The 21,781-nt window shown below is 71.1% G+C and carries 21 protein-coding genes; 9 read left to right on the top strand and 12 right to left on the bottom strand.

Annotation, left to right across the window (positions count from 1 at the left end; translation table 11 throughout):
• Positions 1–9 precede the first annotated feature (9 nt).
• Positions 10–2,412 (bottom strand): MMPL family transporter, encoded by a 2,403-nt coding sequence (locus ACFY1L_RS08645; protein WP_388821135.1) that lies wholly within the window; start codon positions 2,410–2,412, stop codon positions 10–12.
• 171 nt (positions 2,413–2,583) lie between these two features.
• Between ACFY1L_RS08645 and ACFY1L_RS08640 the strand changes: the two genes are divergently transcribed.
• Both ACFY1L_RS08640 and ACFY1L_RS08635 read left to right on the top strand, forming a co-directional pair.
• A complete protein-coding gene (locus tag ACFY1L_RS08640) occupies positions 2,584–3,273 on the top strand; it encodes a response regulator transcription factor (RefSeq protein WP_388820169.1) in 690 nt (229 codons plus the stop codon).
• Positions 3,270–4,733, top strand: a complete 1,464-nt coding sequence (locus tag ACFY1L_RS08635) for an ATP-binding protein (protein WP_388820168.1) — start codon at positions 3,270–3,272, stop codon at positions 4,731–4,733. The genes ACFY1L_RS08640 and ACFY1L_RS08635 overlap by 4 nt, the downstream gene beginning before the upstream one ends.
• 33 nt (positions 4,734–4,766) lie before the next feature.
• Here the strand turns inward: ACFY1L_RS08635 and ACFY1L_RS08630 are convergent, their stop codons facing one another.
• From ACFY1L_RS08630 to ACFY1L_RS08615, 4 genes are all read right to left on the bottom strand, one after another.
• Positions 4,767–5,168: an ATP-binding protein gene (locus ACFY1L_RS08630; protein ID WP_388820165.1), complete on the bottom strand. Its 402-nt coding sequence runs from the start codon at positions 5,166–5,168 to the stop codon at positions 4,767–4,769.
• Between the two features lie 96 nt (positions 5,169–5,264).
• Positions 5,265–6,821 carry an ABC transporter substrate-binding protein gene (locus ACFY1L_RS08625; protein WP_388820162.1) on the bottom strand — a complete coding sequence of 519 codons (1,557 nt, stop codon included), beginning with the start codon at positions 6,819–6,821 and terminating at the stop codon, positions 5,265–5,267.
• 214 nt (positions 6,822–7,035) lie between these two features.
• Positions 7,036–8,271, bottom strand: a complete 1,236-nt coding sequence (locus ACFY1L_RS08620; protein WP_388820159.1) for a metallophosphoesterase — start codon at positions 8,269–8,271, stop codon at positions 7,036–7,038.
• A 2-nt stretch (positions 8,272–8,273) separates the two neighbouring features.
• Positions 8,274–8,513, bottom strand: a complete 240-nt coding sequence (locus ACFY1L_RS08615) for an SCO4848 family membrane protein (protein WP_388820156.1) — start codon at positions 8,511–8,513, stop codon at positions 8,274–8,276.
• A gap of 91 nt (positions 8,514–8,604) precedes the next feature.
• Here ACFY1L_RS08615 and ACFY1L_RS08610 point away from each other — a divergent pair, with 91 nt between their 5' ends.
• On the top strand, positions 8,605–9,891 hold the full coding sequence (locus ACFY1L_RS08610) for a D-alanyl-D-alanine carboxypeptidase family protein (protein ID WP_388820153.1): 1,287 nt from the start codon (positions 8,605–8,607) through the stop codon (positions 9,889–9,891).
• Here ACFY1L_RS08610 and ACFY1L_RS08605 read toward each other — a convergent pair.
• From ACFY1L_RS08605 to ACFY1L_RS08590, 4 genes are read right to left on the bottom strand one after another with little or no spacing between them, the layout of a single operon-like run.
• Positions 9,839–10,750, bottom strand: a complete 912-nt coding sequence (locus ACFY1L_RS08605; protein ID WP_388820150.1) for a YihY/virulence factor BrkB family protein — start codon at positions 10,748–10,750, stop codon at positions 9,839–9,841. The two genes, ACFY1L_RS08610 and ACFY1L_RS08605, sit on opposite strands and share 53 nt — an antisense overlap.
• Positions 10,738–11,211 (bottom strand): GtrA family protein, encoded by a 474-nt coding sequence (locus ACFY1L_RS08600; RefSeq protein WP_388820148.1) that lies wholly within the window; start codon positions 11,209–11,211, stop codon positions 10,738–10,740. Before ACFY1L_RS08600 ends, ACFY1L_RS08605 begins: the two co-directional genes overlap by 13 nt.
• A complete protein-coding gene (locus ACFY1L_RS08595) occupies positions 11,208–12,197 on the bottom strand; it encodes a decaprenyl-phosphate phosphoribosyltransferase (protein WP_388820145.1) in 990 nt (329 codons plus the stop codon). The genes ACFY1L_RS08600 and ACFY1L_RS08595 overlap by 4 nt, the downstream gene beginning before the upstream one ends.
• Positions 12,190–12,690 carry a phosphatase PAP2 family protein gene (locus ACFY1L_RS08590; RefSeq protein ID WP_388820142.1) on the bottom strand — a complete coding sequence of 167 codons (501 nt, stop codon included), beginning with the start codon at positions 12,688–12,690 and terminating at the stop codon, positions 12,190–12,192. The genes ACFY1L_RS08595 and ACFY1L_RS08590 overlap by 8 nt, the downstream gene beginning before the upstream one ends.
• Positions 12,691–12,823: 133 nt before the next feature.
• On the opposite strand from ACFY1L_RS08590, the gene ACFY1L_RS08585 reads away from it, so the two are divergent.
• Positions 12,824–14,179, top strand: a complete 1,356-nt coding sequence (locus tag ACFY1L_RS08585) for an FAD-binding protein (RefSeq protein ID WP_388820139.1) — start codon at positions 12,824–12,826, stop codon at positions 14,177–14,179.
• Between the two features lie 227 nt (positions 14,180–14,406).
• On the top strand, positions 14,407–15,162 hold the full coding sequence (locus ACFY1L_RS08580; protein ID WP_388820137.1) for a decaprenylphospho-beta-D-erythro-pentofuranosid-2-ulose 2-reductase: 756 nt from the start codon (positions 14,407–14,409) through the stop codon (positions 15,160–15,162).
• A gap of 4 nt (positions 15,163–15,166) precedes the next feature.
• Here ACFY1L_RS08580 and ACFY1L_RS08575 read toward each other — a convergent pair whose 3' ends face one another.
• Together ACFY1L_RS08575 and trpS are read right to left on the bottom strand one after the other, a co-directional pair.
• Positions 15,167–15,745, bottom strand: coding sequence for a 2'-5' RNA ligase family protein (locus ACFY1L_RS08575; protein WP_388820134.1), 579 nt, complete (start codon positions 15,743–15,745; stop codon positions 15,167–15,169).
• 138 nt (positions 15,746–15,883) lie between these two features.
• Positions 15,884–16,897 carry a tryptophan--tRNA ligase gene (gene trpS / locus ACFY1L_RS08570; protein WP_388820131.1) on the bottom strand — a complete coding sequence of 338 codons (1,014 nt, stop codon included), beginning with the start codon at positions 16,895–16,897 and terminating at the stop codon, positions 15,884–15,886.
• An 89-nt stretch (positions 16,898–16,986) separates the two neighbouring features.
• On the opposite strand from trpS, the gene ACFY1L_RS08565 reads away from it, so the two are divergent.
• The 4 genes from ACFY1L_RS08565 (at position 16,987) to ACFY1L_RS08550 (ending at position 20,228) form a co-directional block, all read left to right on the top strand.
• The gene (locus ACFY1L_RS08565; protein WP_388820129.1) at positions 16,987–17,589 is read left to right on the top strand and encodes an RNA polymerase sigma factor; all 603 of its coding nucleotides are present in this window, start codon (positions 16,987–16,989) and stop codon (positions 17,587–17,589) included.
• Positions 17,576–18,589 (top strand): hypothetical protein, encoded by a 1,014-nt coding sequence (locus ACFY1L_RS08560; protein WP_388820127.1) that lies wholly within the window; start codon positions 17,576–17,578, stop codon positions 18,587–18,589. The genes ACFY1L_RS08565 and ACFY1L_RS08560 overlap by 14 nt, the downstream gene beginning before the upstream one ends.
• A 166-nt stretch (positions 18,590–18,755) precedes the next feature.
• The gene (locus ACFY1L_RS08555; protein WP_388820124.1) at positions 18,756–19,442 is read left to right on the top strand and encodes a hypothetical protein; all 687 of its coding nucleotides are present in this window, start codon (positions 18,756–18,758) and stop codon (positions 19,440–19,442) included.
• Between the two features lie 48 nt (positions 19,443–19,490).
• Complete coding sequence (locus ACFY1L_RS08550) at positions 19,491–20,228, top strand: hypothetical protein (protein WP_388820121.1); 738 nt, start codon at positions 19,491–19,493, stop codon at positions 20,226–20,228.
• Positions 20,229–20,323: 95 nt separating this feature from the next.
• Here ACFY1L_RS08550 and ACFY1L_RS08545 read toward each other — a convergent pair whose 3' ends face one another.
• Positions 20,324–21,775, bottom strand: coding sequence for a glycine hydroxymethyltransferase (locus ACFY1L_RS08545; protein ID WP_388820118.1), 1,452 nt, complete (start codon positions 21,773–21,775; stop codon positions 20,324–20,326).
• Positions 21,776–21,781: the final 6 nt, after the last annotated feature.

Below are 21,781 nucleotides of genomic sequence, written 5' to 3'. Positions count from 1 at the left end.
GTCCGGCGGTCAGTTGACCGCGTCCACCTCGCCCTCGGCGAGCTCCACGTCGTACACCAGCGGGCCGTCCGTCACCACGACCTGCGTCGCGCGAGTGCCGTACGAGGGCGCCGCCGTCGACAGCAGATACGTCCCCGGGGCCGGCACGGACACGATGTACGAGCCGTCGGCCAGGGAGTCGACGCGGTCCAGTTGACGGCCGCCCTTCGACAACAGGGCCACCGAGGCGTTCTCCACCGGCTCGCCCTCGGCGGTGCGGACGAAGCCGTGGACCGCGGAGGCTGGGCCGTCCGCGGGCTCGGGCTCGGCCTCCTCCTTCGGCTCGACCGCCAGGTGCGGCAGCCGCTTCTCCAGCCAGTCCGGCAGCCACCAGTTGGAGTTGCCGAGCAGATGCATCGCGGCCGGCACCAGCGCCGTACGCAGGATGAAGGCGTCGAGCGCCACCGCCGCCGCGAGGCCCACGCCCGCCATCGCCGCGCCCGAGTCGCCGCTCAGGACGAAGGCGAGGAACACGCAGACCATGATCAGGGCCGCGGAGTTGATGACCCGGCTGGTCTCCGCCAGTCCGACGCGCACCGCGCGCGCGTTGTCGCGCGTGTGCACCCACTCCTCGTGCATCCGGCTCACCAGGAACACCTGGTAGTCCATCGAGAGGCCGAACAGCAGCGAGAGCATGATGACCGGCAGGAAGGCGTTGATCGGGCCCTCCTTGCCGAGACCGAGCAGATCCAGGCCCCAGCCCCACTGGAAGATCGCGACCAGGACACCGAAGGAGGCGGCCGCGGCGATCAGGTTCATCAGGGCGGCCGTCAGGGGCACCACCAGGGAGCGGAAGGCGACCAGCAGGAGCAGGAAGCCGAGGCCGATGATGGTCGCGATGAACAGCGGCAGCCGGTCGCCGGTGACGGACGCGAAGTCCTTCGAGACGGCCGTCACGCCGCCCACATGGGCCTGCGCCCCCGCCTTCGGGATCACCTCGTCCCGCAGCGTGTCGATCAGCTGGTCGGTCTCCTCCGACTGCGGTGACGTCTTCGGGACGACCTGTATCACCGTCACACCCTTGGCGGGCGGCAGCGCGGCGACCCGGGCGACCCCGGGGGTCGCCTCCATGTCCTTGACCAGCGTGGCCGTGTCACCGCCGTCGCTGACCACCTGGAGGGGGCCGTTGAAGCCGGGCCCGAAGCCCTCGGCGAGCAGGTCGTACGCCTTCCTGGTGGTCGTCGACGCGTCGTCGTTGCCCTGGTCGGTGGCGCCCAGGCGCAGCGACAGCACGGGGATGGCGAGTACGGCCATGACGACCAGGGCGAGCGCGGCGATCCTGCGGGGGCGCTTCTCGACGTTCGTCGACCAGCGGGCGGCGAGGCCGCTCGTCTTCTCCGGCTCGGGACCGTCGGCAGCGAGCCTGCGGCGCTGGCGGCGGCTGAGCACGCGCGGGCCCAGGAAGCCGAGCAGCGCCGGGAGCAGGGTGGTGGCGGCAGCCACGCTGAGCACCACCGTCAGGGAGGTGCCGACGACCACACCGTCCAGGAAGCGCAGTCGCGTCACCAGCATGCCGGCGAGGGCGATGCACACCGTGCCGCCCGCGAACAGCACGGCACGTCCCGAGGTGTTGAGGGCGGTGACCGCGGACTCCTCCGGGTCCATGCCCCGCTGGATGCCGCGCCGGTGCCGGGTGACGATGAACAGGGCGTAGTCGATGCCGACGCCGAGGCCGATCAGGGAGGCGAGCAGCGGGGCGATGTCGGGGACGTCGGTGGCGTGACTGAGCAGCTGCGTCGAGAACAGGCCGGTACCGACGCCGAAGACCGCGATGGCGATCGGCAGCAGCATCGCGAAGAACGAGCCGAAGGCCAGGAACAGCACGACGGCCGCCGCGACGATGCCGACCATCTCCGACAGGCCCTGCGGGGGCTCCTGCACACGCTGGATGGCCTGACCGCCCAACTCGACCTGCAGACCGCTCCGTTCAGCGCCCTGCGCGGTGTCGAGGACGTTCTGGACGAGGTCCTTGGGCACCTCGTTCGCGCGCTGGGTGAAGGTCAGCTGGGCGTACGCGATCTTTCCGTCGCCGCTGATCTGCGCCGCCCCGCGGGCGCCGGAGTAGGGGCTGGTGACCTCGCCCACCCCGTTCATCTTCGCGATCTTGTCGAGGGCCGGCTGGATGCGGTTCTGGACCGCGCTGTCCTTCACCGAGCCGTCGTCGACCTTCCACACCACGGTGTCCGTGTCGCCCGAGGTGTTCGGGAATGCCTTCTCCATCAGGTCGTACGCACTCTTGGAGTCCGTGTCGGGAAGGGAGAAGACGTTCGCGTAATTCGTGCCCGCCGTCGAGGCCGAGAAGCCCAGGCCGAACAGTGCCCCCACCCACAGCAACAGGACCACCAGCCGGTGCCGATAGCACCACCGTGCCAATGCCGCCACGATCAACGCTCCTTATTCGTTCGGTCGTCGGTCGGTCCCCCAGGTCCTGGGCAACAGGATTGGCCGCGCCGCGCGTGCGTGGACACGGGACACGCTCGACTCTCAAGGAACTCCAAAGACCGATCCGGCCCGACTGTCAGTGGCCCGCCCGATACTGGGGGCATGACGACGGCTCCAGGCACCGTGCTGGTGGTGGAGGACGAGCCGAGCATTGCGGACGTCCTCGCCATCGCCCTGCGCTACCACCGCTTCGAGGTGATGATCGCGGGCACCGTCCGCGAGGCCCGCGCGCTCGCCGAGCGCACCCGGCCCGACGCGGCGCTCCTCGACGTCATGCTGCCGGACGGCGACGGCCGGACGCTGGGGCGGGAACTGCGCGCCAGGCAGCCCAGCCTGGCGCTGGTGTTCCTGACCGCGCGCGACTCGCCGGCCGAGATAGTCGGCGCCCTCGGCTTCGGCGACGACTACATCACCAAGCCGTTCAACATCGACGAGGTCGTCGCCCGCATCACCGCGGTGCTGCGCCGCACCCGGTCGGCCGACGTCCTGCCGCAGCGGCCGCCGCTCAGGTACGGCGACCTGGAGCTGGACGAGACGACGTACAGCGTCCACCGCGCGGGACGCAGCGTCGAGCTCACCCCGACCGAGTACGCGTTGCTGCGGTTCCTGGTGCGCAACGGCGGCCGGATCGTGCCCAAGGAGCAACTCCTGCGCCACGTCTGGCAGTACGAACACACCCCGCCCGAGTCGACCGTCGTGGAGACCTACATCAGCTATCTGCGGCGCAAGCTGGACGCGCTCGGACCACCGGTGATCACCACGCGGCGTGGCGTGGGATACGGGCTGGCATGAGGAAGATCCGGTGGCCGCACTGCGAGCGCGGCATCCACTCGCTGCGCGCCAAGCTGACGCTGGCGAACGTCCTGCTGCTCGCGCTCGGCATCGTCGCGGCCACCGCCGTCAGCCTGATGGGCATGCGGTACTACCTGCTCGGCCAGGTCGACACGCAGCTCACCAAGACCCGTGACTCACTGGGCAGTGTGCAGCTGACCATGCGGCAGATCGACTCGCTGAGCGTGGTGGGCTTCGTCCGCGACCGGCTCGCCCCGGAGCACGTGGACGAGCGGTCGGCACCGGACTCGATCTACGCGGCCGTCGACGGCAAGGGCAAGCCCGCCGGCCTGTTCGGCTTCAAGCCGACCGAGGCCCAACGCAGCCTGGCGGACGCGGTCGGCGACCCGCACGCCCTGCTGAAGGACCCCGATCCGCACGACGTCACCGTGCACGGCGCCAAGTACCGGGTGACGGCGACCCGCCTGGCCGACGGCACGTACATCCTGCTCGCCTCCTCCACCGAGGCCCTGCACAAGGGCATGATCAAGGCGCTCAAGCTCGATCTCGCCATCGGCACCCTGCTGCTGATGCTGCTGGCCTGTCTGACCATGGTCAGTGTCCGGCGCCGGATGCGGCCGCTGGAGGACATGGTGGAGACGTCGACGGCGATCGCCGAGGGCGACCTGACCCGGCGTGTGCCCTCCAGCCACCATCCGACGCAGGAGGTCGAGCAGCTGCGCCTCGCCCTCAACTCGATGCTCCACCAGGTCGAGTCGGCGTACCGCACGCGCGAGCGCAGCGCGGCCCAGCTGCGCCGCTTCGTCGCGGACGCCTCGCACGAGCTGCGCACCCCCCTGTCCGCGATACGGGGCTATCTCCAGCTGTACGACAAGGGGATGCTCAGCGACCCCGACGAGCGCAAGCGTGCCTGGGAGCGGGTGCTGGCCGAAACGGACCGCATGGGGCGGCTGGTGGACGAGCTGCTCACGCTGGCCCGTCTCGACCAGCAGCCCGAACTGCGCTTCCGGAACGTCGACGTCAGCCGCCTGATGCGGGACGCGGCCGAGGACCTGCGGGTGCAGCAGCCGGACCGGCCGATCAAGGTGGCAGCCGACGGATCCCTGCTCGTGCACGCCGACGAGTCGGGCCTCAGACAGGTGCTCGGCAACCTGGTGGGCAATGTGCGCACGCACACGCCCGTGGACGTGCCGGTGCGGCTCGGCGTGGAGCGGGAGGACGGGGTCGTACGGCTGTGCGTCTCGGACGAGGGCCCGGGGCTCGGCGACGAGGACGCGGCGCGCATCTTCGACCGCTTCTTCCGGGCCGGCGGCGGCGCGGGAAGCGGCCTGGGGCTCGCGATCGTGCAGGGGGTGGTGCAGGCGCACGGCGGAGAGGTGGCGGTGCGCACGGCGCCGGGCGAGGGTCTGGCGGTGACGGTCACACTGCCGGCGCGGACGGCGGCCGCCGTACGGTCGTGAATCCTCGTATGTCCTCCGGACGTTGTGCGTCCTTCAGACGTTGGCCATGACGAGCGCCCACACCGTCTTGCCGTGGCGTCCTCTGCTCCACACGCCCCAGGCCGCCGCGATGTGCTCCACGAGGTGGAGTCCGCGGCCGGTCTCCTCCCACTCGCCGACCACCCGCAATTGGGGCTCCAGTTGGCCCTCGTCGGACACCTCTATGAGACAGGACCCGTCGGCCAGCGCCGTCACCGCCACCTCGAACTCCCGCTCCAGGAGCGGTCCGTGGCGTACGACATTGGTCGCCAGCTCGGACACGAGCAGCACGACGTCGGCCAGCGCCGGATCGTCCGGTCCGTGTCCCCAGTCGGCCAGATGGTCCCGGACCCGGCGCCGGGCGAGACCGACGGAAGCCGGATGCCGGGGCAGCCGGAAGGAGTTGCGTCTCAACACGTTTGCCCCTCACCCCATGCACACCTCCGTCACATGGTCCTGCGTCGGGTGAGTGCCCGGCGTCACTCGGGCGAATATCAATGCCGCGAGTTCGCGTCAGATCCAGTTGAGACTCCAGAGCCGGAACACGCCGGTGCCGTCGTCCAGATACTGGCTGCCGCCGACGTCCTCGCTGCTGAGGACGTATTCCTTGCCCTGCCACAGCGGGATCACCGGCACGTCGCGGGCGACATCCTCCTGCAGCGTGCGGAAGTCCGACGAGGCGTCGCCGCGGTCGGCGTACTGCTGGCTGGCCCGTATCAGCTGATCCACCGCCTTGTTGCTGTAGCCGGTGTTCATGGTGCCGCCGCTGCCGACGAGCGGGGCCCCGAAGGTGTCGGGGTCCGGGTAGTCGGCGACCCAGCCGACGGCGTACGCGTCGAGCTTGCCGGTCGCCCAGCGCTTCTGGAAGTCGGACCACTCGTAGCCCTTGACGGTCACCTTGAACAGGCCGGTCGACTCCAGCTGCTTCTTGACGGCCTCGGCCTCCTGCTCGGCGGAGCCGCGGCCCTTGCCGTAGCCGTAGGTGAAGCGGACCGGCAGCGTCACGCCGGCCTCGGTGAGCAGGGTCCGCGCCTTCTTCGCGTCCTGCTTCGGGTAGGCGTCGAAGAACGACGTCGTGTGGCCGGTGATGCCCGTCGGGATCAGCGAGTACAGCGGGTCGACGGTCCCCTCGTACACCGTGGCCGCCAGCTGCTCGCGGTTGATCAGCCAGGCCATGGCCTGCCGGACCCGGGTGTCGTGCAGGGGCGAGCTCGCGCGGGTGTTGAGGTAGAGGTTGCGGGTCTCGGAGCTGTCGGACTCGGAGACGCGCAGGTCCGGGTCGCTCGCCGACAGCCCGGACAGCACCTTGGGCGGCAGCTGGCGGGTGGCCACGTCGACCTTCTTGTCCTTCCAGGCGCTGTCGAGGGCCTCCGGATTGGCGTAGTAGAGCAGGTCGATGGGCCGACCCGTGTTCTTCAGGGCTCCCCTGTAGTCCGGGTTCGGCGTGAGGACGGCCTTCTTGGCCTTCGTATACGCCGTCAGCTCGTACGGTCCGGTGCCGTCCGCGCCGAGGTCGGTGCGCAGGCCCTTCTTCGGGTACTTCTGGCTGTCGACGATCGCGCCGGCGCCGGTGGCCACCTTGAACGGGAAGGTGGCGTCGGGCGAGGACAGATGGAACGTGACGGTCAGGCCGTCGGCGTCCACCGAGCGCAGTGTGCTCAGCAGGGAGGACGGGCCGACGTCGGAATTGATCGACTTGACCCGGTCGAAGGAGTACTTGACGTCCTCGGCGGTCATCGTGCGGCCGCTGGGGAACGTGAGCCCCGGACGCAGCTTGCAGCGGTAGGTGGTCAGGCCGCCTCCCACGAACCCGCAGCTGCGGGCCGCGTCCGGCACCGGTGCGGCGCCGCCCGGCTCGAACGTCAGCAGTGACTGGAAAACATTGCTGAACAGCGCCCAGGAGCCCGCGTCATAGGCACCGGCCGGATCGAGTGCGGTGACCTCGTCCGTGGTGCCGACCGTGATCGTCCTGTCGCTGTCGTTCTGCGACGGCAGCAGCTGCCAGCCGCCCACTCCCACGCCTGCAAGTACGAGCAGCGTCGCGAGAATGCGCATGCGAACCGAGCGCATCGGTTGCCCTCCCCGGGCCCGACGGGCCCCGCCCCACATGCCACTCCCCTAGTGGCGCGGCTCACCTAATCACACGTGTTTCAGCTGGGGGAAGAGGGATTTGTCGAGTTGAGAAAGAAGTTACCGCAAGGGGTTTCAGCCAGATTTCACAGCGCCCTCACAGGGTCTGGGGCGGATCGTTTCTACAGGCGGTTTCTACGGGCCCCGGGCTCCGTCACGCCCGCGTCGACGCCAGTTCGATCACCGTGATGTCCGACGGGGCGCCCACCCGCGTGGGCGGGCCCCAGGCGCCCGCACCGCGGCTGACGTAGAGCTGTGTGTCGCCGTAGCGCTCCAGGCCCGCGACGGTCGGGTTGGCCGCCGCCGCGATGAGGTTGCCGGGCCAGAGCTGGCCGCCGTGGGTGTGGCCGGAGAGCTGGAGGTCGACGCCGTGTTTCACGGCGTCGTGGATCTGGACGGGCTGGTGGGCGAGGAGCACGCACGCGCGTGCCGTGTCCCGGTCGCCGAGCGCCTTGGTGAAGTCGGGGCCCTGGCCCTCGCTCTCGCCCGCGATGTCGTTGACGCCGGCCAGGTCGAAGTACGGCAGTTCCGTACGGGCGTTCTCCAGGGGGAGCAGACCGAGCCGCCGTACCTCCTCGACCCACTGCTCGGCGCCGGAGAAGTACTCGTGGTTGCCGGTGACGAAGTAGGAGGGCGCCTTCAGCTGCCTGAGCGGTGCCGCCGCCGGGCCCAGGTCCTTCACGCTGCCGTCCACCAGGTCGCCCACGACCGCGACGATGTCCGGCTGGGTCGAGTTGATCGTGTCGACGACCTGCTGCGCGAAGCCCCGGCCGAGGACCGGGCCCAGGTGGATGTCGCTGACGACCGCGATGCGGTAGCCGTGCGCCGCGCGCGGGAGTTTGGCCAGCGGCACGGTGACGCGCTTCACGCGCGGGCCGCGCAGCACGCCGTAGGTGCCGTAGCCGACGGTCCCCACGGCCGCCACGGCGGCGGCGCCCGCGACCGCGCGGGAGACGAAGAGGCGCCGGGACGGCTCCGGGGCGGGCGCGGAGCCTTCGGGCTCGGGGGCCTTCGGCGGCACGGCACCCGCGGGGACCGGCTCGGGCTCCGGCTGCGGTACGGCCGCGATGGCGCGCGCCCGCCGCTCCAGGAAACGGCGCAGCAGGGGTCGTACGACCTCTCCCGCCACCACGCCCAGCAGCAGGTAGATCGACAGCGCGAGCCACAGGAAGCCGGGCCAGGCGAGGACCTGCTGGAGCCAGAAGGGCGCGCCCGCGCGCTCGCCGGCGATGGCCCCGATCGCCAGCACCCAGCCGCCGGCGATCACCGCGACGCCCGCGCGGCGGGCGAGGCCCGGGCCGCGGGTCGTGTCGCGGAACAGACGGCGCCACAGGTACCAGTTGCCCGCGACGAGGACGCCGAGCGCGAGCAGCGCGAAGACGATGACCACGGCTATGAGGTCTGGCGCAAAGCGCGCAGTCCGCGCAACCCGATGGCCCCGACGACCGTCCCCAATACGAAGGAGACGACGGCCAGCGTCAGATGCACCCAGAAGAACGCCGTCGGGTGACCGTCGTCGAAGGCCTGCCCGCTACTGTCCTTGATCAAGTTCTTGACGAAAGTGACCCAGATGATCCACGACCACACCCCGAAAGCGAGCAGGAACCAGGACACCGGGCGGCTGAGCTTCATGAGTTCAGTATCGCCGTCCGGATCCCGGCTCCGCCTCCGGGGTGGGGTGGGAGGCGGGACTTCACGTCCTGTGCCATGTACGTTCTCGTCCGTGCCCGCACCCAAGAAGACCGTCAGGCGATCCCTGCTGGTCACCTCCGCCGCCCTGTCCTCGCTCGCGCTGACCGCGCCGGTCTCCTTCGCGGCCCCGAGTCCGTCGACGAGTCCCTCGACGAGTCCGTCGGCCACTCCCCCGGCGAAGATGTCGTCCGTGGGCGGCACCCGTCTCGGGCAGGCGGGCACACAGGTCGATCTGGGCAGCGGCGCCCCCGTGCTCCCCAAGGACATCACCGCGCGCTCCTGGATCGTTGCGGACGCCGAGTCGGGCGAGGTGCTGGCCGCGCACAACGCGCACTGGCGGCTGCCTCCCGCGAGCACGATGAAGATGCTGTTCGCGGACACGGTGCTGCCGAAGTTCCCGAAGACCGAGAAGCACAAGGTGGTGCCGGCCGACCTGGCGGGCATGGGCGCCGGTTCCAGCATGGTCGGGATAAAGGAGGGCGAGACGTACACGGTCCGCGATCTGTGGCTCGGCGTCTTCCTGCGCTCCGGCAACGACGCCGTGCATGTGCTTTCGGCCATGAACGACGGCGTCGACAACACCGTCAAGGAGATGAACGAGCACGCCGAGGAGCTCCAGGCCCTCGACACGAACGTCGTCACCCCCGACGGCTACGACGCCCCCAGGCAGGTGTCCTCCGCTTACGACCTGACGCTGTTCGCGCGCTCCGGGCTGCAGAAGAAGGACTTCCGCGAGTACTGCTCGACGGTGCGGGCGAAGTTCCCGGGCGGGACGACGAAGAAGAAGGGCAAGTCGGTCCGCGACTCCTTCGAGATCCAGAACACCAACCGGCTGCTGACCGGCGACTCCGACGTCTCCGTCTACCAGGGCATCGCGGGCGTCAAGAACGGCAACACGACCAACGCGGGCGCGACCTTCACGGGAGTCGCCGAGCGCAACGGCCGGGTGCTGCTCGTCACGGTCATGCACCCGGAGAAGAACGAGCACAACGAGATCTACAAGGAGACCTCCAAGCTCTTCGACTGGGGCTTCAAGGCGGCCGACAAGGCGCGTTCGGTGGGCGAGCTGGTGCCGCCGCGCAGCGCACAGGCCAGCGCCCAGCCGGGCGCCAACGCCTCGCCCGGCGAGGCGGGCGGCGCGGGCAGCAACGCGTCCGCCTCGCCGTCCGCGAACGCCTCCGCCAGGACCGGCTCCGGCGGCATCGGGGTGGCGCTGGGCATCACCGGCGGGCTGGTGGTGCTCCTCGCGGCCGCCGCCTTCCTGGTCAACCTCCGCTGGCCGCTGCCGGATCTGGTACGTCGTCGGACTCGCCCGTAGCCTCTTCCGGCTCCTTGCTCTGCGTCGCCGTCCAGGCGGCGCAGAACAGCACCAGTTTCGCCGTGAAGTTGATCCACAACAGCAGGGCCACGGGCACGCCGAACGCGCCGTACATGCTCTTCGCGGCCACGCCCTGCATATAGCCGCTCAGCAGCGTCTTCAGCAGCTCGAAGCCGACCGCGCCGGTCAGCGCGGCGACGATCAGGCGGCGGCGCGGCGGTTCGACGCCGGGCAGCAGGGTGAGGACGTAGAGCAGAAGCAGGAAGTCGGCGAGTACGGAGACGGCGAACGCGGCGACGTACAGCAGGATCCCGCCCCAGCCGCCCTTCTCGATGCCCAGCTGTTTGGTGATCCAGCCGACCATCGCGGAGGCGACGGTGGAGGTGGCGAGCGTGACGAGGACGGCGCCGCCGAGGCCGACGAGGATGCCCAGGTCCTTGGCCTTGCGCAGGACGGGGTTCTCCTCGTCGTCGGGCAGCTCCCACACCGCGCGCAGGCACTCGCGCATCGAGCCCGCCCAACCGATGCCGGTGAACAGCAGCAGGGCGCCCGCGATGAGGCCGATGGTGCCGGCGTTGTCGACCAGGTTCTGGATGTCGAGCTGGTCGGAGATGCCGGGCACCTGCTCGGCGATCTTGTCCTGCAGATCGTTCTGCTGATCCTTGCTGAGCGTGGCGGCGGCGATCGCGGCGGCCACGGTGAGCAGCGGAAACAGCGCCACAAAGCTGGTGAACGTCATCGCGGCGGCCAGCCGGGTCCACTTCACCCGGTCCAGACGTTCGTACGACCGCCACGCGTGCGTGAGCATCAGGCGCGCCAGCAGCGGCCCGACGACGGGGAGCTTCTTCAGCCAGTCCATGATCCGACTCTGCCCTCGGTGCGGAAGACCAATGTGCGAGTACCCCAAAAGCGCAGAACAGTGGCGAGCGCCATGCCGACTCCCGCGCCGGAGACGGTGTCCGCGCGCTGCGAGGTGAGGCCGAGGCCGTAGTGGCTGAGGGTGAGACAGAGCAGTTGGACGACGGCCCCGGCCAGGTTCACCGCACAGAAGACGGCGTAGGCGCGCAGGCCCTTCACGCGTGCGTGCCGGTACGTTCCGAGTGCGTTGCCCGCGTACGCCACCGAGCAGCCGGCGACGAAGGAGATCCCCTTGGCGGTGAGCGGGTCGAGACCGGCCGGGCCGCGCAGCCAGGTGAACAGGGCGAGGTCGGCGGCGTAGGCGAGCAGGCCGACGGCGGCGAACCCGGCCAGCTCGCGCCGGTCCGCACGCGCGCGCGTGGGGCGCGATGTACGACGGATCGGCCACGCGCGCGTGCTCACCAGTTCGCCACCGCGAGGCCGTACATCGCGAGCCAGACCAGGCCGATGAGGGCGAGGGCACGGTCGCGCAGGACGACGTCCTCGGGTTCGCCCGCGGTGCCGCGGTCGGCGAAAACGGCGTATCTGAGGATCGCGAGGATGAAGGCGACCATGGACAGCTGCCGCCAGGGCAGGATGCTCGTGTGCGGGACGCCGCCCTCCTCCAGCGCCCACAGGCAGTAGCCGAGGACGGCGACACCGGCCGCAAGCTGCCAGACGAAGCGCAGATAGCCGGTGGTGTACTCGGTGAGCAACGCGCGCGTGGCGCCCGCCTTTCCGGCCATCTGGACGGCTTCGGAGTAGCGCTTGGCCGACACCATGAACAGCGCGCCGAAGCCGGTCGTGATCAGGAACCAGCGCGACAGCGGGATGCCGAGGGCCAGGCCGCCGATCGCCGCCCGCATCAGGAACCCGGTCGTGACGACGACGAGGTCGACGACGAGGACGTGCTTGAGGCTGACGCAGTACGCCAGTTGCATGCCGAGGTAGGCGGTCAGCAGCGCCGCCACGACCGGCGAGACCAGCCATCCCGCGACGGCCGGTGCGAGCACGCCCAGGACGGCTCCGACGCCGTACGCGACGGGTACGGGGACCTGTCCGGCGGCGACCGGGCGGTGCCGCTTGGTGGGGTGGGCGCGGTCGGCCTCGACGTCGCGGGCGTCGTTGATCAGGTAGACGGCGGCGGCGCAGGCGGTGAACAGCGCGAAGACCAGGGCGAGTTCGGTGGCCGCCCGGCCCGAGAAGAGCTGCCCGGCGGCGGCCGGGGCGGCGACGACCAGGAGGTTCTTGACCCACTGCTTGGGGCGCGCGGTCTTCAGCAGCCCGGCCAGGAGGCCGCCGGAGGTGGCCTTCCGGGGTGGTGCGGTACGCCGGCGGCGCGTGCCCTGTTCCACGAGCGCCGCGTCCTGCGTGCGCGAGCTGCCCGCGAGGGGCGCCGTCTCAGTCATGAGCGCTCCCGGCCATCCAGCGCGACCCGAGCCGCGCGGTGAGCGCCCCCAGGGCCGCGCCCGCCGCCACGTCCGAGGGGTAGTGCACGCCGACGACCAGGCGGGAGATGCACACCGCGGCGGCGAGCGGCCGGACCACGCGCGCGCCGAGCGCCCCGTAGGCGACCGCGGCGGCCGCGGCGGAGGTCGCGTGGGAGCTCGGGAAGGAGTGCCGGCCGACGGTGCGCACCAGGGGCTCGACGTGCGCCGGGCGCGGGCGGCGCACCACCCTCTTCACCCCCATGCTGGCGAGGTGTGCGCCCGCGGTGAGCGCCGTGCCGCGCAACCAGGCACGGCGCCGCGCACCGTCCACGGCGGCTCCCGCGAGGCCCGCCGCAAGCCACAGCGCACCATGCTCGCCGGCCCGGGAGAGGGCACGGGCTGCGCCGGCGACGCGCGGGTCGCCGCCGCATGCCCGGAATGCAGAAAGGATTTGGCGGTCCATGTGGTCCATGTGGACTCACTGTTCCCGCCGACCCGGCCGGAGCTCCGACCATTTTGTGCGACATCCCATTAATCACCCATTTCGGGGAGGGTGGCGATGTTCCAGAACTAATCGCCTACATAAGGGCGATACGGTCACCGACATGTCTGCCGAGACCGCTCCCGTCACCGTCACCGGATGGGGCCGCACCGCTCCCACCGCGGCCCGTCTGATCCGTCCGGGGACGTACGAGGAGGCCGCGGCCGCCGTCCGGGACTGCGGGGCCCGCGGAGGCATCCCCAGGGGTCTGGGACGGGCGTACGGGGACGCGGCGCAGAACGCCGGCGGGACGGTGCTCGACATGACGGGCCTGGACCGAATCCATGCGATCGACGTCGACGGCGGCACCGTCCTGTGCGACGCGGGCGTCTCCCTGCACCGGCTGATGGAGGTGCTGCTGCCGCTCGGCTGGTTCGTGCCGGTGACGCCCGGCACGCGCCAAGTGACGGTCGGCGGCGCGATCGGCGCGGACATCCACGGCAAGAACCACCACGTCTCGGGCTCCTTCTCCCGCCATGTGCTGTCCTTCGAACTCCTCACCGCGGACGGGGAGATCCGCACCGTGGGCCGCGGCACGCCCCTGTTCGACGCGACCTCGGGCGGCATGGGCCTGACGGGCGTGATCCTGACCGCGACGGTGCAGCTGCAGCCGGTCGAGACCTCGCTGATGTCGGTCGACACCGAACGCGCGCGGGACCTCGACGACCTGATGGACCGTCTGACCGCCACCGACCACCTCTACCGCTACTCGGTCGCGTGGATCGACCTGCTGGCGCGGGGCGCGGCGACGGGCCGCGCGGTCCTCACACGCGGGGACCACGCCCCGCTCGACGCGCTGCCCACGCGCGCGCGTAGAGCCCCGCTGGCCTTCCGCACCCCGCAGTTCCCGGCCGCGCCCGCCTTCCTACCCGAGGGCCTGCTCGGTCGCCGGAGCGTGGGCCTGTTCAACGAGCTCTGGTACCGGAAGGCGCCACGCGCGCGTACCGGCGAACTGCAGCGGATCTCCACCTTCTTCCACCCCCTGGACGGGGTGCCCCACTGGAACCGGATCTACGGCCGCGGCGGCTTCGTGCAGTACCAGTTCGTCGTCGGACCCGGCCAGGAGGAGGCGCTGCGCGGGATCGTACGGCGCATCTCCGAACACCGGTGCCCGTCCTTCCTGGCCGTCCTCAAGCGCTTCGGGGACGCCGACCCGGGCTGGCTGTCCTTCCCCGCGCCCGGCTGGACGCTCGCCCTGGACATCCCGGCGGGCCTACCCGGTCTCGGCGCGTTCCTCGACGAACTCGACGAGGAGGTCGCCGCGGCCGGCGGGCGCGTCTACCTCGCCAAGGACTCCCGGCTGCGCCCCGAACTCCTCGCCGCCATGTACCCGCGCCTCGACGACTTCCGGACACTGCGCGCGGAACTCGATCCGCGCGGTGTGTTCAGGTCCGATCTCTCCCGCCGTCTCGCCCTCTAGGCGCCCAGGGGGTGTCGTTTGGACCAGCTCGGCGTCGCGGGCCCTGGCACGCCCTCCCCCACTGCCCCAAAGGCGTGCGGGGACCCCCAGCCGCGTTGTCGTCAGTCTCCCCTCACTCTCGTCTTCGCTCGAGCGGGGGACCTCCATGACCCCGCCCGGGCTCGGCCAGGACGCACCGTTCCTCACAGCCGACCTGATCCGAACAACACCCCCTAGGAGCTGCTGTCGTGAAGGACGCCTTCGGTCTCCCCCAGTCCCTGCTCGTCCTCGGCGGTACGTCCGAGATCGCGCTCGCCACCGCACGCCGGCTGATCGCCCGCCGCACCCGCACGGTGTGGCTGGCGGGACGTCCCTCGCCCGCCCTGGAGAAGGCCGCCTCGGAACTGCGCGCGCTGGGCCCGGACGTGCACACCCTCGCCTTCGACGCGCTCGAGCCCGACGCCCACGAGGCGGTGCTCGGCAAGGTCTTCGCGGAGGGCGACGTCGACATGGTGCTGCTCGCCTTCGGCATCCTCGGCGACCAGGCGCTCGACGAGCGCGAACCGGCGGCCGCGGTGCGCGTCGCGCAGACCAACTACACGGGCGCCGTGTCGGCGGCCCTGGTGAGCGCACGCGCGCTGCAGACGCAGGGCCACGGCTCGCTCGTGGTGCTCTCCTCCGTCGCCGGCGAGCGCGCCCGGCGCGCCAACTTCATCTACGGCTCCAGCAAGGCCGGCCTGGACACCTTCACGCAGGGCCTGGGCGACGCGCTGCACGGCACGGGCGTGCACGTCATGGTCGTACGCCCCGGGTTCGTAAGGTCGAGGATGACCGCGGGCCTGCCCGAGACCCCGCTCGCGACGACCCCGGAGGCGGTGGCGACGGCCATCGAACTGGGCCTGCGGCGCCGCTCGGAGACGGTGTGGGTGCCGGGCGCGCTACGGGTGGTGATGTCGGCCCTGCGGCACCTGCCGCGCGGCCTGTTCCGGCGGCTGCCGGTCTAGCCGGCTAGCGGCTCGGGATGGTGCCCCGCTCCACATGCCCGGCCTGCGGCGGCACCGCCGAGCGGCCGAAGGTGTACTCGCGCAGCTTGCGCCAGACGCCGTCGGCGCCCTGCTCGTAGAGCGCGAAGCCGGTGCACGGCCACTCGGCCTCGAAGTCGGCGAGCCCCTCGAAGGCCCGGTCCATCGCCTCGTCGTCGATGCCGTGCGCCACCGTCACGTGCGGGTGGTAGGGGAACTGCAGTTCGCGCGCCACGGGGCCGGAGGCGTCACGGACCTGCTTCTGCAGCACGCCGCACGCCTCGCCGCCCTCGACGACCCGCACGTAGACCACGGGTGAGAGGGGGCGGAAGGTGCCGGTGCCGGACAGCCGCATGGGGAACGGCCGGCCGCCGGCCGCGACCTCGGTGAGGTGGGCCTCGACGGCCGGCAGGCTGCTGCTGTCGACCTCCGTCGGCGGCAGCAGCGTGACGTGTGTGGGGATGCCGTGAGCAGCGGCGTCGCCGAAGCCCGCGCGCAGCTGTTGGAGCAGGCTGCCGTAAGGCTCCGGGACCGCGATCGACACGCCGATCGTTACGGTCCCCACTTCGTCTCCTGTCGTCGTGACGGATTTGTTCTGAGCCGTCGGCTATCGACTGTACGGCCACGGCTGTGCTGCGGGCAGGCGCAACCGTAGTGATGTGCAGCGCTCTGCCCAGTGGTACGTCTGTGCGGTGGTGTGCGGTCAGTGCTTGGCGGGCAGGAAGCCCACCTTGTCGTAGGCCTGCGCAAGGGTCTCCGCGGCGACGGCGCGCGCCTTCTCCGCGCCCTTGGCCAGGATCGAGTCCAGCGTCTCCGAGTCGTCCAGATACTGCTGGGTGCGCTCCTTGAAGGGCGTCACGAACCCGACCATGACCTCGGCGAGGTCCGTCTTCAGCGCGCCGTACATCTTGCCCTCGTAGTCCTGCTCCAGCTCGGCGACCGACTTGCCGGTGAGGGTCGAGTAAATGGTGAGCAGGTTGCTGACGCCCGGCTTGTTCTCGGCGTCGTAGCGGATGACGGTGTCGGTGTCGGTGACCGCGCTCTTGACCTTCTTGGCGGTGGCCTTGGGGTCGTCGAGGAGGTTGATGAGGCCCTTCGGCGTGGAGGCCGACTTGCTCATCTTGATCGACGGGTCCTGCAGGTCGTAGATCTTCGCCGTCTCCTTGAGGATGTACGGCTTCGGGATCGTGAAGGTCTCGCCGAAACGGCCGTTGAAGCGCGTGGCGAGGTCGCGGGTGAGCTCGACGTGCTGGCGCTGGTCCTCGCCGACCGGGACCTCGTTGGCCTGGTAGAGCAGGATGTCGGCGACCTGGAGGATCGGGTACGTGAACAGGCCGACGCTCGCCCGGTCCGCGCCCTGCTTGGCGGACTTGTCCTTGAACTGGGTCATGCGGGAGGCCTCGCCGAAGCCGGTGAGGCAGTTCATGACCCAGGCGAGCTGGGCGTGCTCGGGGACGTGGCTCTGGACGAAGAGCGTGCAGCGGTCCGGGTCGAGACCGGCCGCGAGGAGCTGGGCGGCGGCGAGCCGGGTGTTGGCGCGCAGCTCGGCCGGGTCCTGCGGAACCGTGATCGCGTGCAGGTCGACGACCATGTAGAACGCGTCGTGGGTCTCCTGCAGGGCCACCCACTGGCGGACGGCGCCCAGGTAGTTGCCGAGGTGGAACGAGCCTGCGGTGGGCTGGATTCCGGAGAGCACGCGGGGACGATCAGAGGCCATGTTCACCATTCTCTCAGGTATCGGAGGGCGATCCGGAACCGGTCGGAAACAGGTGGGAACCGATCCGTCTTCCGCGGTGTAACAAGGGTGTGAGAACGCGGGAGGGGGGCCGCATCGTCGATGAGGCCGCGGTGATCGCACGCGTACGCGCGGGGGAGCCCGAGGCGTACGCGGAGCTGGTGCGGGCCCATACGGGCATCGCGCTCAGGGCGGCCGCGGCGCTCGGGGCGGGTGCGGACGCGGAGGACGTGGTGCAGCAGGCCTTCGTGAAGGCGTACTGCGCGCTGGGCAGGTTCCGGGACGGCGCGGCGTTCAGGCCGTGGCTGCTGTCGATCGTCGCCAATGAGACGAGGAACACAGTGCGCACGGCGGCGCGACAGCGCACGCTCGCCGGCCGGGAGGCGGCGTTCGTGGAGGCGGAGCCGCTGATACCGGAATCGGCGGACCCGGCGGTGGCGACGCTGGAGACGGAGCGCCGCGCGGCGCTCCTGTCCGCCCTGGAGAAGCTGAGCGAGGAGCACCGCCTGGTCGTCACCTACCGCTACCTCCTGGAGATGGACGAGTCCGAGACGGCCCAGGCCCTGGGCTGGCCCCGCGGGACGGTCAAGTCCCGCCTCAATCGCGCCCTGCGCAAGCTGGGCCGACTCCTGCCGGATTTCGAGCCTCGGGAAGGGGGTGATGAGCATGGGTGAAGGACGCGATGCGTACGAGGGTGAGGGCGGCCGCGCTCCGGGGGGCGCCGGTGGCCGGGGCCCACGGGGGCGTGGCGACGACCGGGGTCCCGGTTGGGGGCCGGGGCTGCGGGGTCGTGATCGCGGGCGGGGACGCGACGGCGGTCCTTCGCGGCTGCCGGACGAGCTGCGGGCGCTCGGCCGGTCGCTGGATGCGCCCGGGACCGAGGGTGCCGAGGATGCCGGCGGCTCCATCGGTTCCGAGACGATGGTCGAGCGAGTGCTGGGGCAGATATTGGCCGAGCATCTACCGGCCCCGGTGGCCGAGCCGCCCGGCGCCCGTGAGCGGCTGCGGGCGGTCCGGCGCTGGACGCGGATGCGGTGGCGTTCGCTGACCGCGGCGCTGTGCGGCGTGCTGACGGTGCTCGTGCTCACGCCCCCGGTGCGGGCCGCGGTCTTCGACTGGTTCGACTTCGGCGGGGTCGAGGTGCGCTACGACCCGTCGGCGCTGCCCTCACCGGGCGCCGAGGTACCCGGCTGCGGCAGGTCGGTGTCGCTCGGGCAGGCCGAGCGCCGGGCCGGATTCAAGCCGCTGGTGCCGGAGGCGCTCGGCGTCCCGGACACGGTGGCGGTGACGGGCGAGCCGCACCGGCGCTTCCTGGTGACCCTGTGCTGGCGCGAGGGTGGGCGCACGGTCAGGCTGGACGAGTTCCCGGAGCGGCTGGACCCAGCCTTCGCCAAGATGGTGCGCGAGCCGCCGGAGTGGATAGCGCTGGGCGGGGAGCCCTCGGCCGACGGCCTGCAGGACTACGCCCTGTGGTTCCCGCGCCCGCATCTGCTGAGCTTCTGGCTGGTGGACGCGGACGGGAACCGCTTCACCCGCAAGGAGCGGACCGCCGGTCCGACGCTGCTGTGGAGCCACTGGACCGGCGAGGGGGATGTGACGCTCCGGCTGGAGGGGGTGGCGTCCAAGGCTCGGGCCGTGGAGATCGCCGCGTCCCTGGAGAAGTCCTCGCAATGAAGTCCCCAGGCAACTCCTCGAAATAGCGGGGTCGGGGTGGGAACCCCGGCGGGTCGGGCGGTGTACCAGAAGTGACACGCGGCTCGGGGACGGGCCGCAGGGGACCGACCACTTGGGGGACGTCATGCATGGGTGGAGGGGCAGGACTCGTGAACTGACCGCATTGATGGGGGTGTTGGCGGCGACGCTCGCCCTGATGGTGTGGGGCGCGTCGTCGGCTTCGGCCGGTGGTCCGACGAGCGTGCTGGTGACATCGCCGTCGAGCGGGGAGGCCTCCGCGCTGTACTACTCGGACGGGGAGTACGCACAGCTGGAGCGCTTGCTCGGCCCATCCGGCACCGGCACCCGGGAGAAGCCTCCGGGGCCCGACCTGGCCGGCGCACGCCAGATCAACGTCACCTGGCTGGCGCACGACATATCGCCCTGGCGGATGGACCGCGTCTTCCCCGTCGACTCGAGGACGGGCGCCGTCTGGATCCATACGGCGGCCAATGTGCCGGACAACCTCGACGGCTACTGGCACCGCGCCGGAAACCCCGCCCAGCTGCGTGCCCTGCTCAAGAAGCTGGGCGTGATGGGCAAGGCCTCGGGCGGCGGTTACGTCGGCATCTTCCCGGCGCCCTGGCAGTCGGAAGGGACGGATGCCGCGGCCACTCCTGACGCGGAGAAGGCCACGGTGAGCAGCTCCGCGGCCGGGGCGGATGACGGCACCGACTGGTGGTGGGCGCTGCCGGGTGCGGGGGCCGGGGCCGTGCTGGCGCTGGTTCTGCGGCCGTTCGCCTCGCGGGGACCGTTGGTCCGGTGGCATCGGGGGCGGGAGCCCGGTGCCAGGCAGGAACTGCGTGACGTGTGAGGACCGGACGCTCGGGAGGGGGGACGGATGACACGGCGGAAGAGACGGATGGGGATACGGCCGGTACGACTTGCCGGTCTCGCGCAGGCGGCGGTGGCTTTGGTCGTGTGCGGCGCGCCGGTGGCCGGGGCGGTCGACGGGACGGACCGTTCTGACGGGGCCGTCGCGGCGGTGCGGGCGCAGGGCCGGGACATCCCCGACCTTGCGATGGTCGTCACGGGCGGCTCGGCGCGGACGACGGCGCTGCGTTCCGGGGAGCCGGAGTTCGCGCGGCTGTGGCAGCTGCTGCAGCCGACGTACACCGGGACGCAGCGGGTGCCGCAGGCGTGGGCGGAGGGCCGGTATCCGCCGGTGCGGATCACCGTGGTCTGGGGGCTGACCGGGGTGGGCGGCTGGCCGCAGACGAACCGGGCGCCGGGCGGTGACGTGGCGGTCGAGCGGGAGGACCAGCTGTTCGAGGCCGAGGACGGTTCGCCCTGGGTACGCACCGATCCCGCGCCGGACGTGGAGGACGACGACATCCGCTGGCACCGAGCGCCACGCTCGGCCTACGAACGGCTGGCCTTGTCGGGACTGCTCGACATGTCCGAACAGCAGACCGTCGGCGACGGGAGCTCCCGTTCGAGGACCGGCCCGGACGACGGCAGTCTCTGGTGGGCGGTGCCCGGGTTGGCCCTGGGCGTCGCGGTCGGCGCCGGCGGCACGCTGCTGATACGCCGCGCGGCGGCCCGGCAGGGAGCCGGACCGCCGCGGGAGGAGCCACGACAGGAACTCATCGATCTTTGACGGTCGATCTTTGAGCGTCGATCTCCGGGAGCCGGTCTCTGAGAGTCGCGGGTCTTTGACAACTCGAGAGAGGGCGATGCGAACGAGGGCGTTGGTCAGCCCAGGTCGATCTCCGGGTACAGCGGGAAGCCGGCCACGAGGTCGGTGGCTCGGCGGGAGATCTCGTCCGCGATCTTCGGGTCGAGAATGTGCTGGGCCTTGGAGGGGGCGCCCGACTTGGTGGTGCCCGGCTCGGCGGTGGTGAGGACGCGGTCGATCAGGCCCGCCACCTCGTCCATCTCCGCCGTGCCCAGGCCACGCGTGGTCAGGGCAGGGGTGCCGATGCGGATGCCGGAGGTGTACCAGGCGCCGTTCGGGTCGGCCGGGATGGCGTTGCGGTTGGTGACGATGCCGGACTCGAGCAGCGCGGCCTCGGCCTGGCGGCCGGTGAGGCCGTAGGAGGAGGCGACGTCGATCAGGTTGAGGTGGTTGTCCGTGCCGCCGGTCACCAGGGTCGCGCCCCTGCGCATCAGGCCTTCCGCCAGCGCCCGGGAGTTGTCGACGATGCGCTGGGCGTAGTCCTGGAAGGAGGGCCGGCGAGCCTCGGCGAGGGCGACGGCCTTGGCGGCCATGACGTGCGGGAGCGGGCCGCCGAGGACCATCGGGCAGCCGCGGTCGACCTGGTCCTTGAGGGAGTCGTCGCACAGGACCATGCCGCCGCGCGGGCCGCGCAGCGACTTGTGGGTGGTGGTGGTGACGATCTGGGCGTGCGGGACCGGGTCGAAGTCGCCGGTCAGCACCTTGCCCGCCACCAGGCCGGCGAAGTGCGCCATGTCCACCATCAGGGTCGCCCCGACCTCGTCGGCGATCTCGCGCATGATGCGGAAGTTCACGAGGCGGGGGTAGGCGGAGTAGCCGGCGACGATGATCAGCGGCTTGAACTCGCGAGCGGAGACACGCAGGGCCTCGTAGTCGATGAGGCCGGTCGCCGGGTCGGTGCCGTAGGAACGCTGGTCGAACATCTTGCCGGAGATGTTCGGGCGGAAGCCGTGGGTGAGGTGGCCGCCGGCGTCCAGGGACATGCCGAGCATGCGCTGGTTGCCGAAGGCCTGGCGGAGCTCGGCCCAGTCGGCGTCGGTGAGGTCGTTGACCTGGCGGGCGCCGGCCTTCTCCAGGAAGGGAGCCTCGACGCGGTCGGCGAGCACGGACCAGAAGGCGACGAGGTTGGCGTCGATGCCGGAGTGCGGCTGGACGTAGGCGTGGCGGGCGCCGAAGAGCTCCTTGGCGTGCTCGGCGGCGAGGGACTCGACCGTGTCGACGTTGCGACAGCCGGCGTAGAAGCGGCGGCCGATGGTGCCCTCGGCGTACTTGTCGCTGAACCAGTTGCCCATCGCAAGGAGGGTGGCCGGGGAGGCGTAGTTCTCGGAGGCGATCAGCTTGAGCATCTCGCGCTGGTCGGCGACCTCCTGGCCGATGGCGTCGGCGACCCGCGGCTCGACGGCGCGGATCACATCGAGGGCGGCGCGGAAGGCGGTGGACTCGGTGGACAGGGGCTGCTGCTCTGACATGTCGTC

Source organism: Streptomyces sp. NPDC001663 (assembly GCF_042893105.1).
Lineage (GTDB): Bacteria > Actinomycetota > Actinomycetes > Streptomycetales > Streptomycetaceae > Streptomyces.
Note: the sequence above shows the minus strand (reverse complement) of the source record. Positions and strands in the feature narration are given on the sequence as shown.

Coding starts and splice junctions, on each gene's coding strand:
- ACFY1L_RS08640 (WP_388820169.1), top strand. CDS start 2,584: ATGACGACGGCTCCAGGCACCGTGCTGGTGGTGGAGGACGAGCCGAGC.
- ACFY1L_RS08635 (WP_388820168.1), top strand. CDS start 3,270: ATGAGGAAGATCCGGTGGCCGCACTGCGAGCGCGGCATCCACTCGCTG.
- ACFY1L_RS08625 (WP_388820162.1), bottom strand. CDS start 6,821: ATGCGCTCGGTTCGCATGCGCATTCTCGCGACGCTGCTCGTACTTGCA.
- ACFY1L_RS08615 (WP_388820156.1), bottom strand. CDS start 8,513: ATGAAGCTCAGCCGCCCGGTGTCCTGGTTCCTGCTCGCTTTCGGGGTG.
- ACFY1L_RS08605 (WP_388820150.1), bottom strand. CDS start 10,750: ATGGACTGGCTGAAGAAGCTCCCCGTCGTCGGGCCGCTGCTGGCGCGC.
- ACFY1L_RS08595 (WP_388820145.1), bottom strand. CDS start 12,197: ATGACTGAGACGGCGCCCCTCGCGGGCAGCTCGCGCACGCAGGACGCG.
- ACFY1L_RS08590 (WP_388820142.1), bottom strand. CDS start 12,690: ATGGACCACATGGACCGCCAAATCCTTTCTGCATTCCGGGCATGCGGC.
- ACFY1L_RS08585 (WP_388820139.1), top strand. CDS start 12,824: ATGTCTGCCGAGACCGCTCCCGTCACCGTCACCGGATGGGGCCGCACC.
- trpS (WP_388820131.1), bottom strand. CDS start 16,897: ATGGCCTCTGATCGTCCCCGCGTGCTCTCCGGAATCCAGCCCACCGCA.
- ACFY1L_RS08560 (WP_388820127.1), top strand. CDS start 17,576: ATGAGCATGGGTGAAGGACGCGATGCGTACGAGGGTGAGGGCGGCCGC.
- ACFY1L_RS08555 (WP_388820124.1), top strand. CDS start 18,756: ATGGGGGTGTTGGCGGCGACGCTCGCCCTGATGGTGTGGGGCGCGTCG.
- ACFY1L_RS08550 (WP_388820121.1), top strand. CDS start 19,491: ATGGGGATACGGCCGGTACGACTTGCCGGTCTCGCGCAGGCGGCGGTG.
- ACFY1L_RS08545 (WP_388820118.1), bottom strand. CDS start 21,775: ATGTCAGAGCAGCAGCCCCTGTCCACCGAGTCCACCGCCTTCCGCGCC.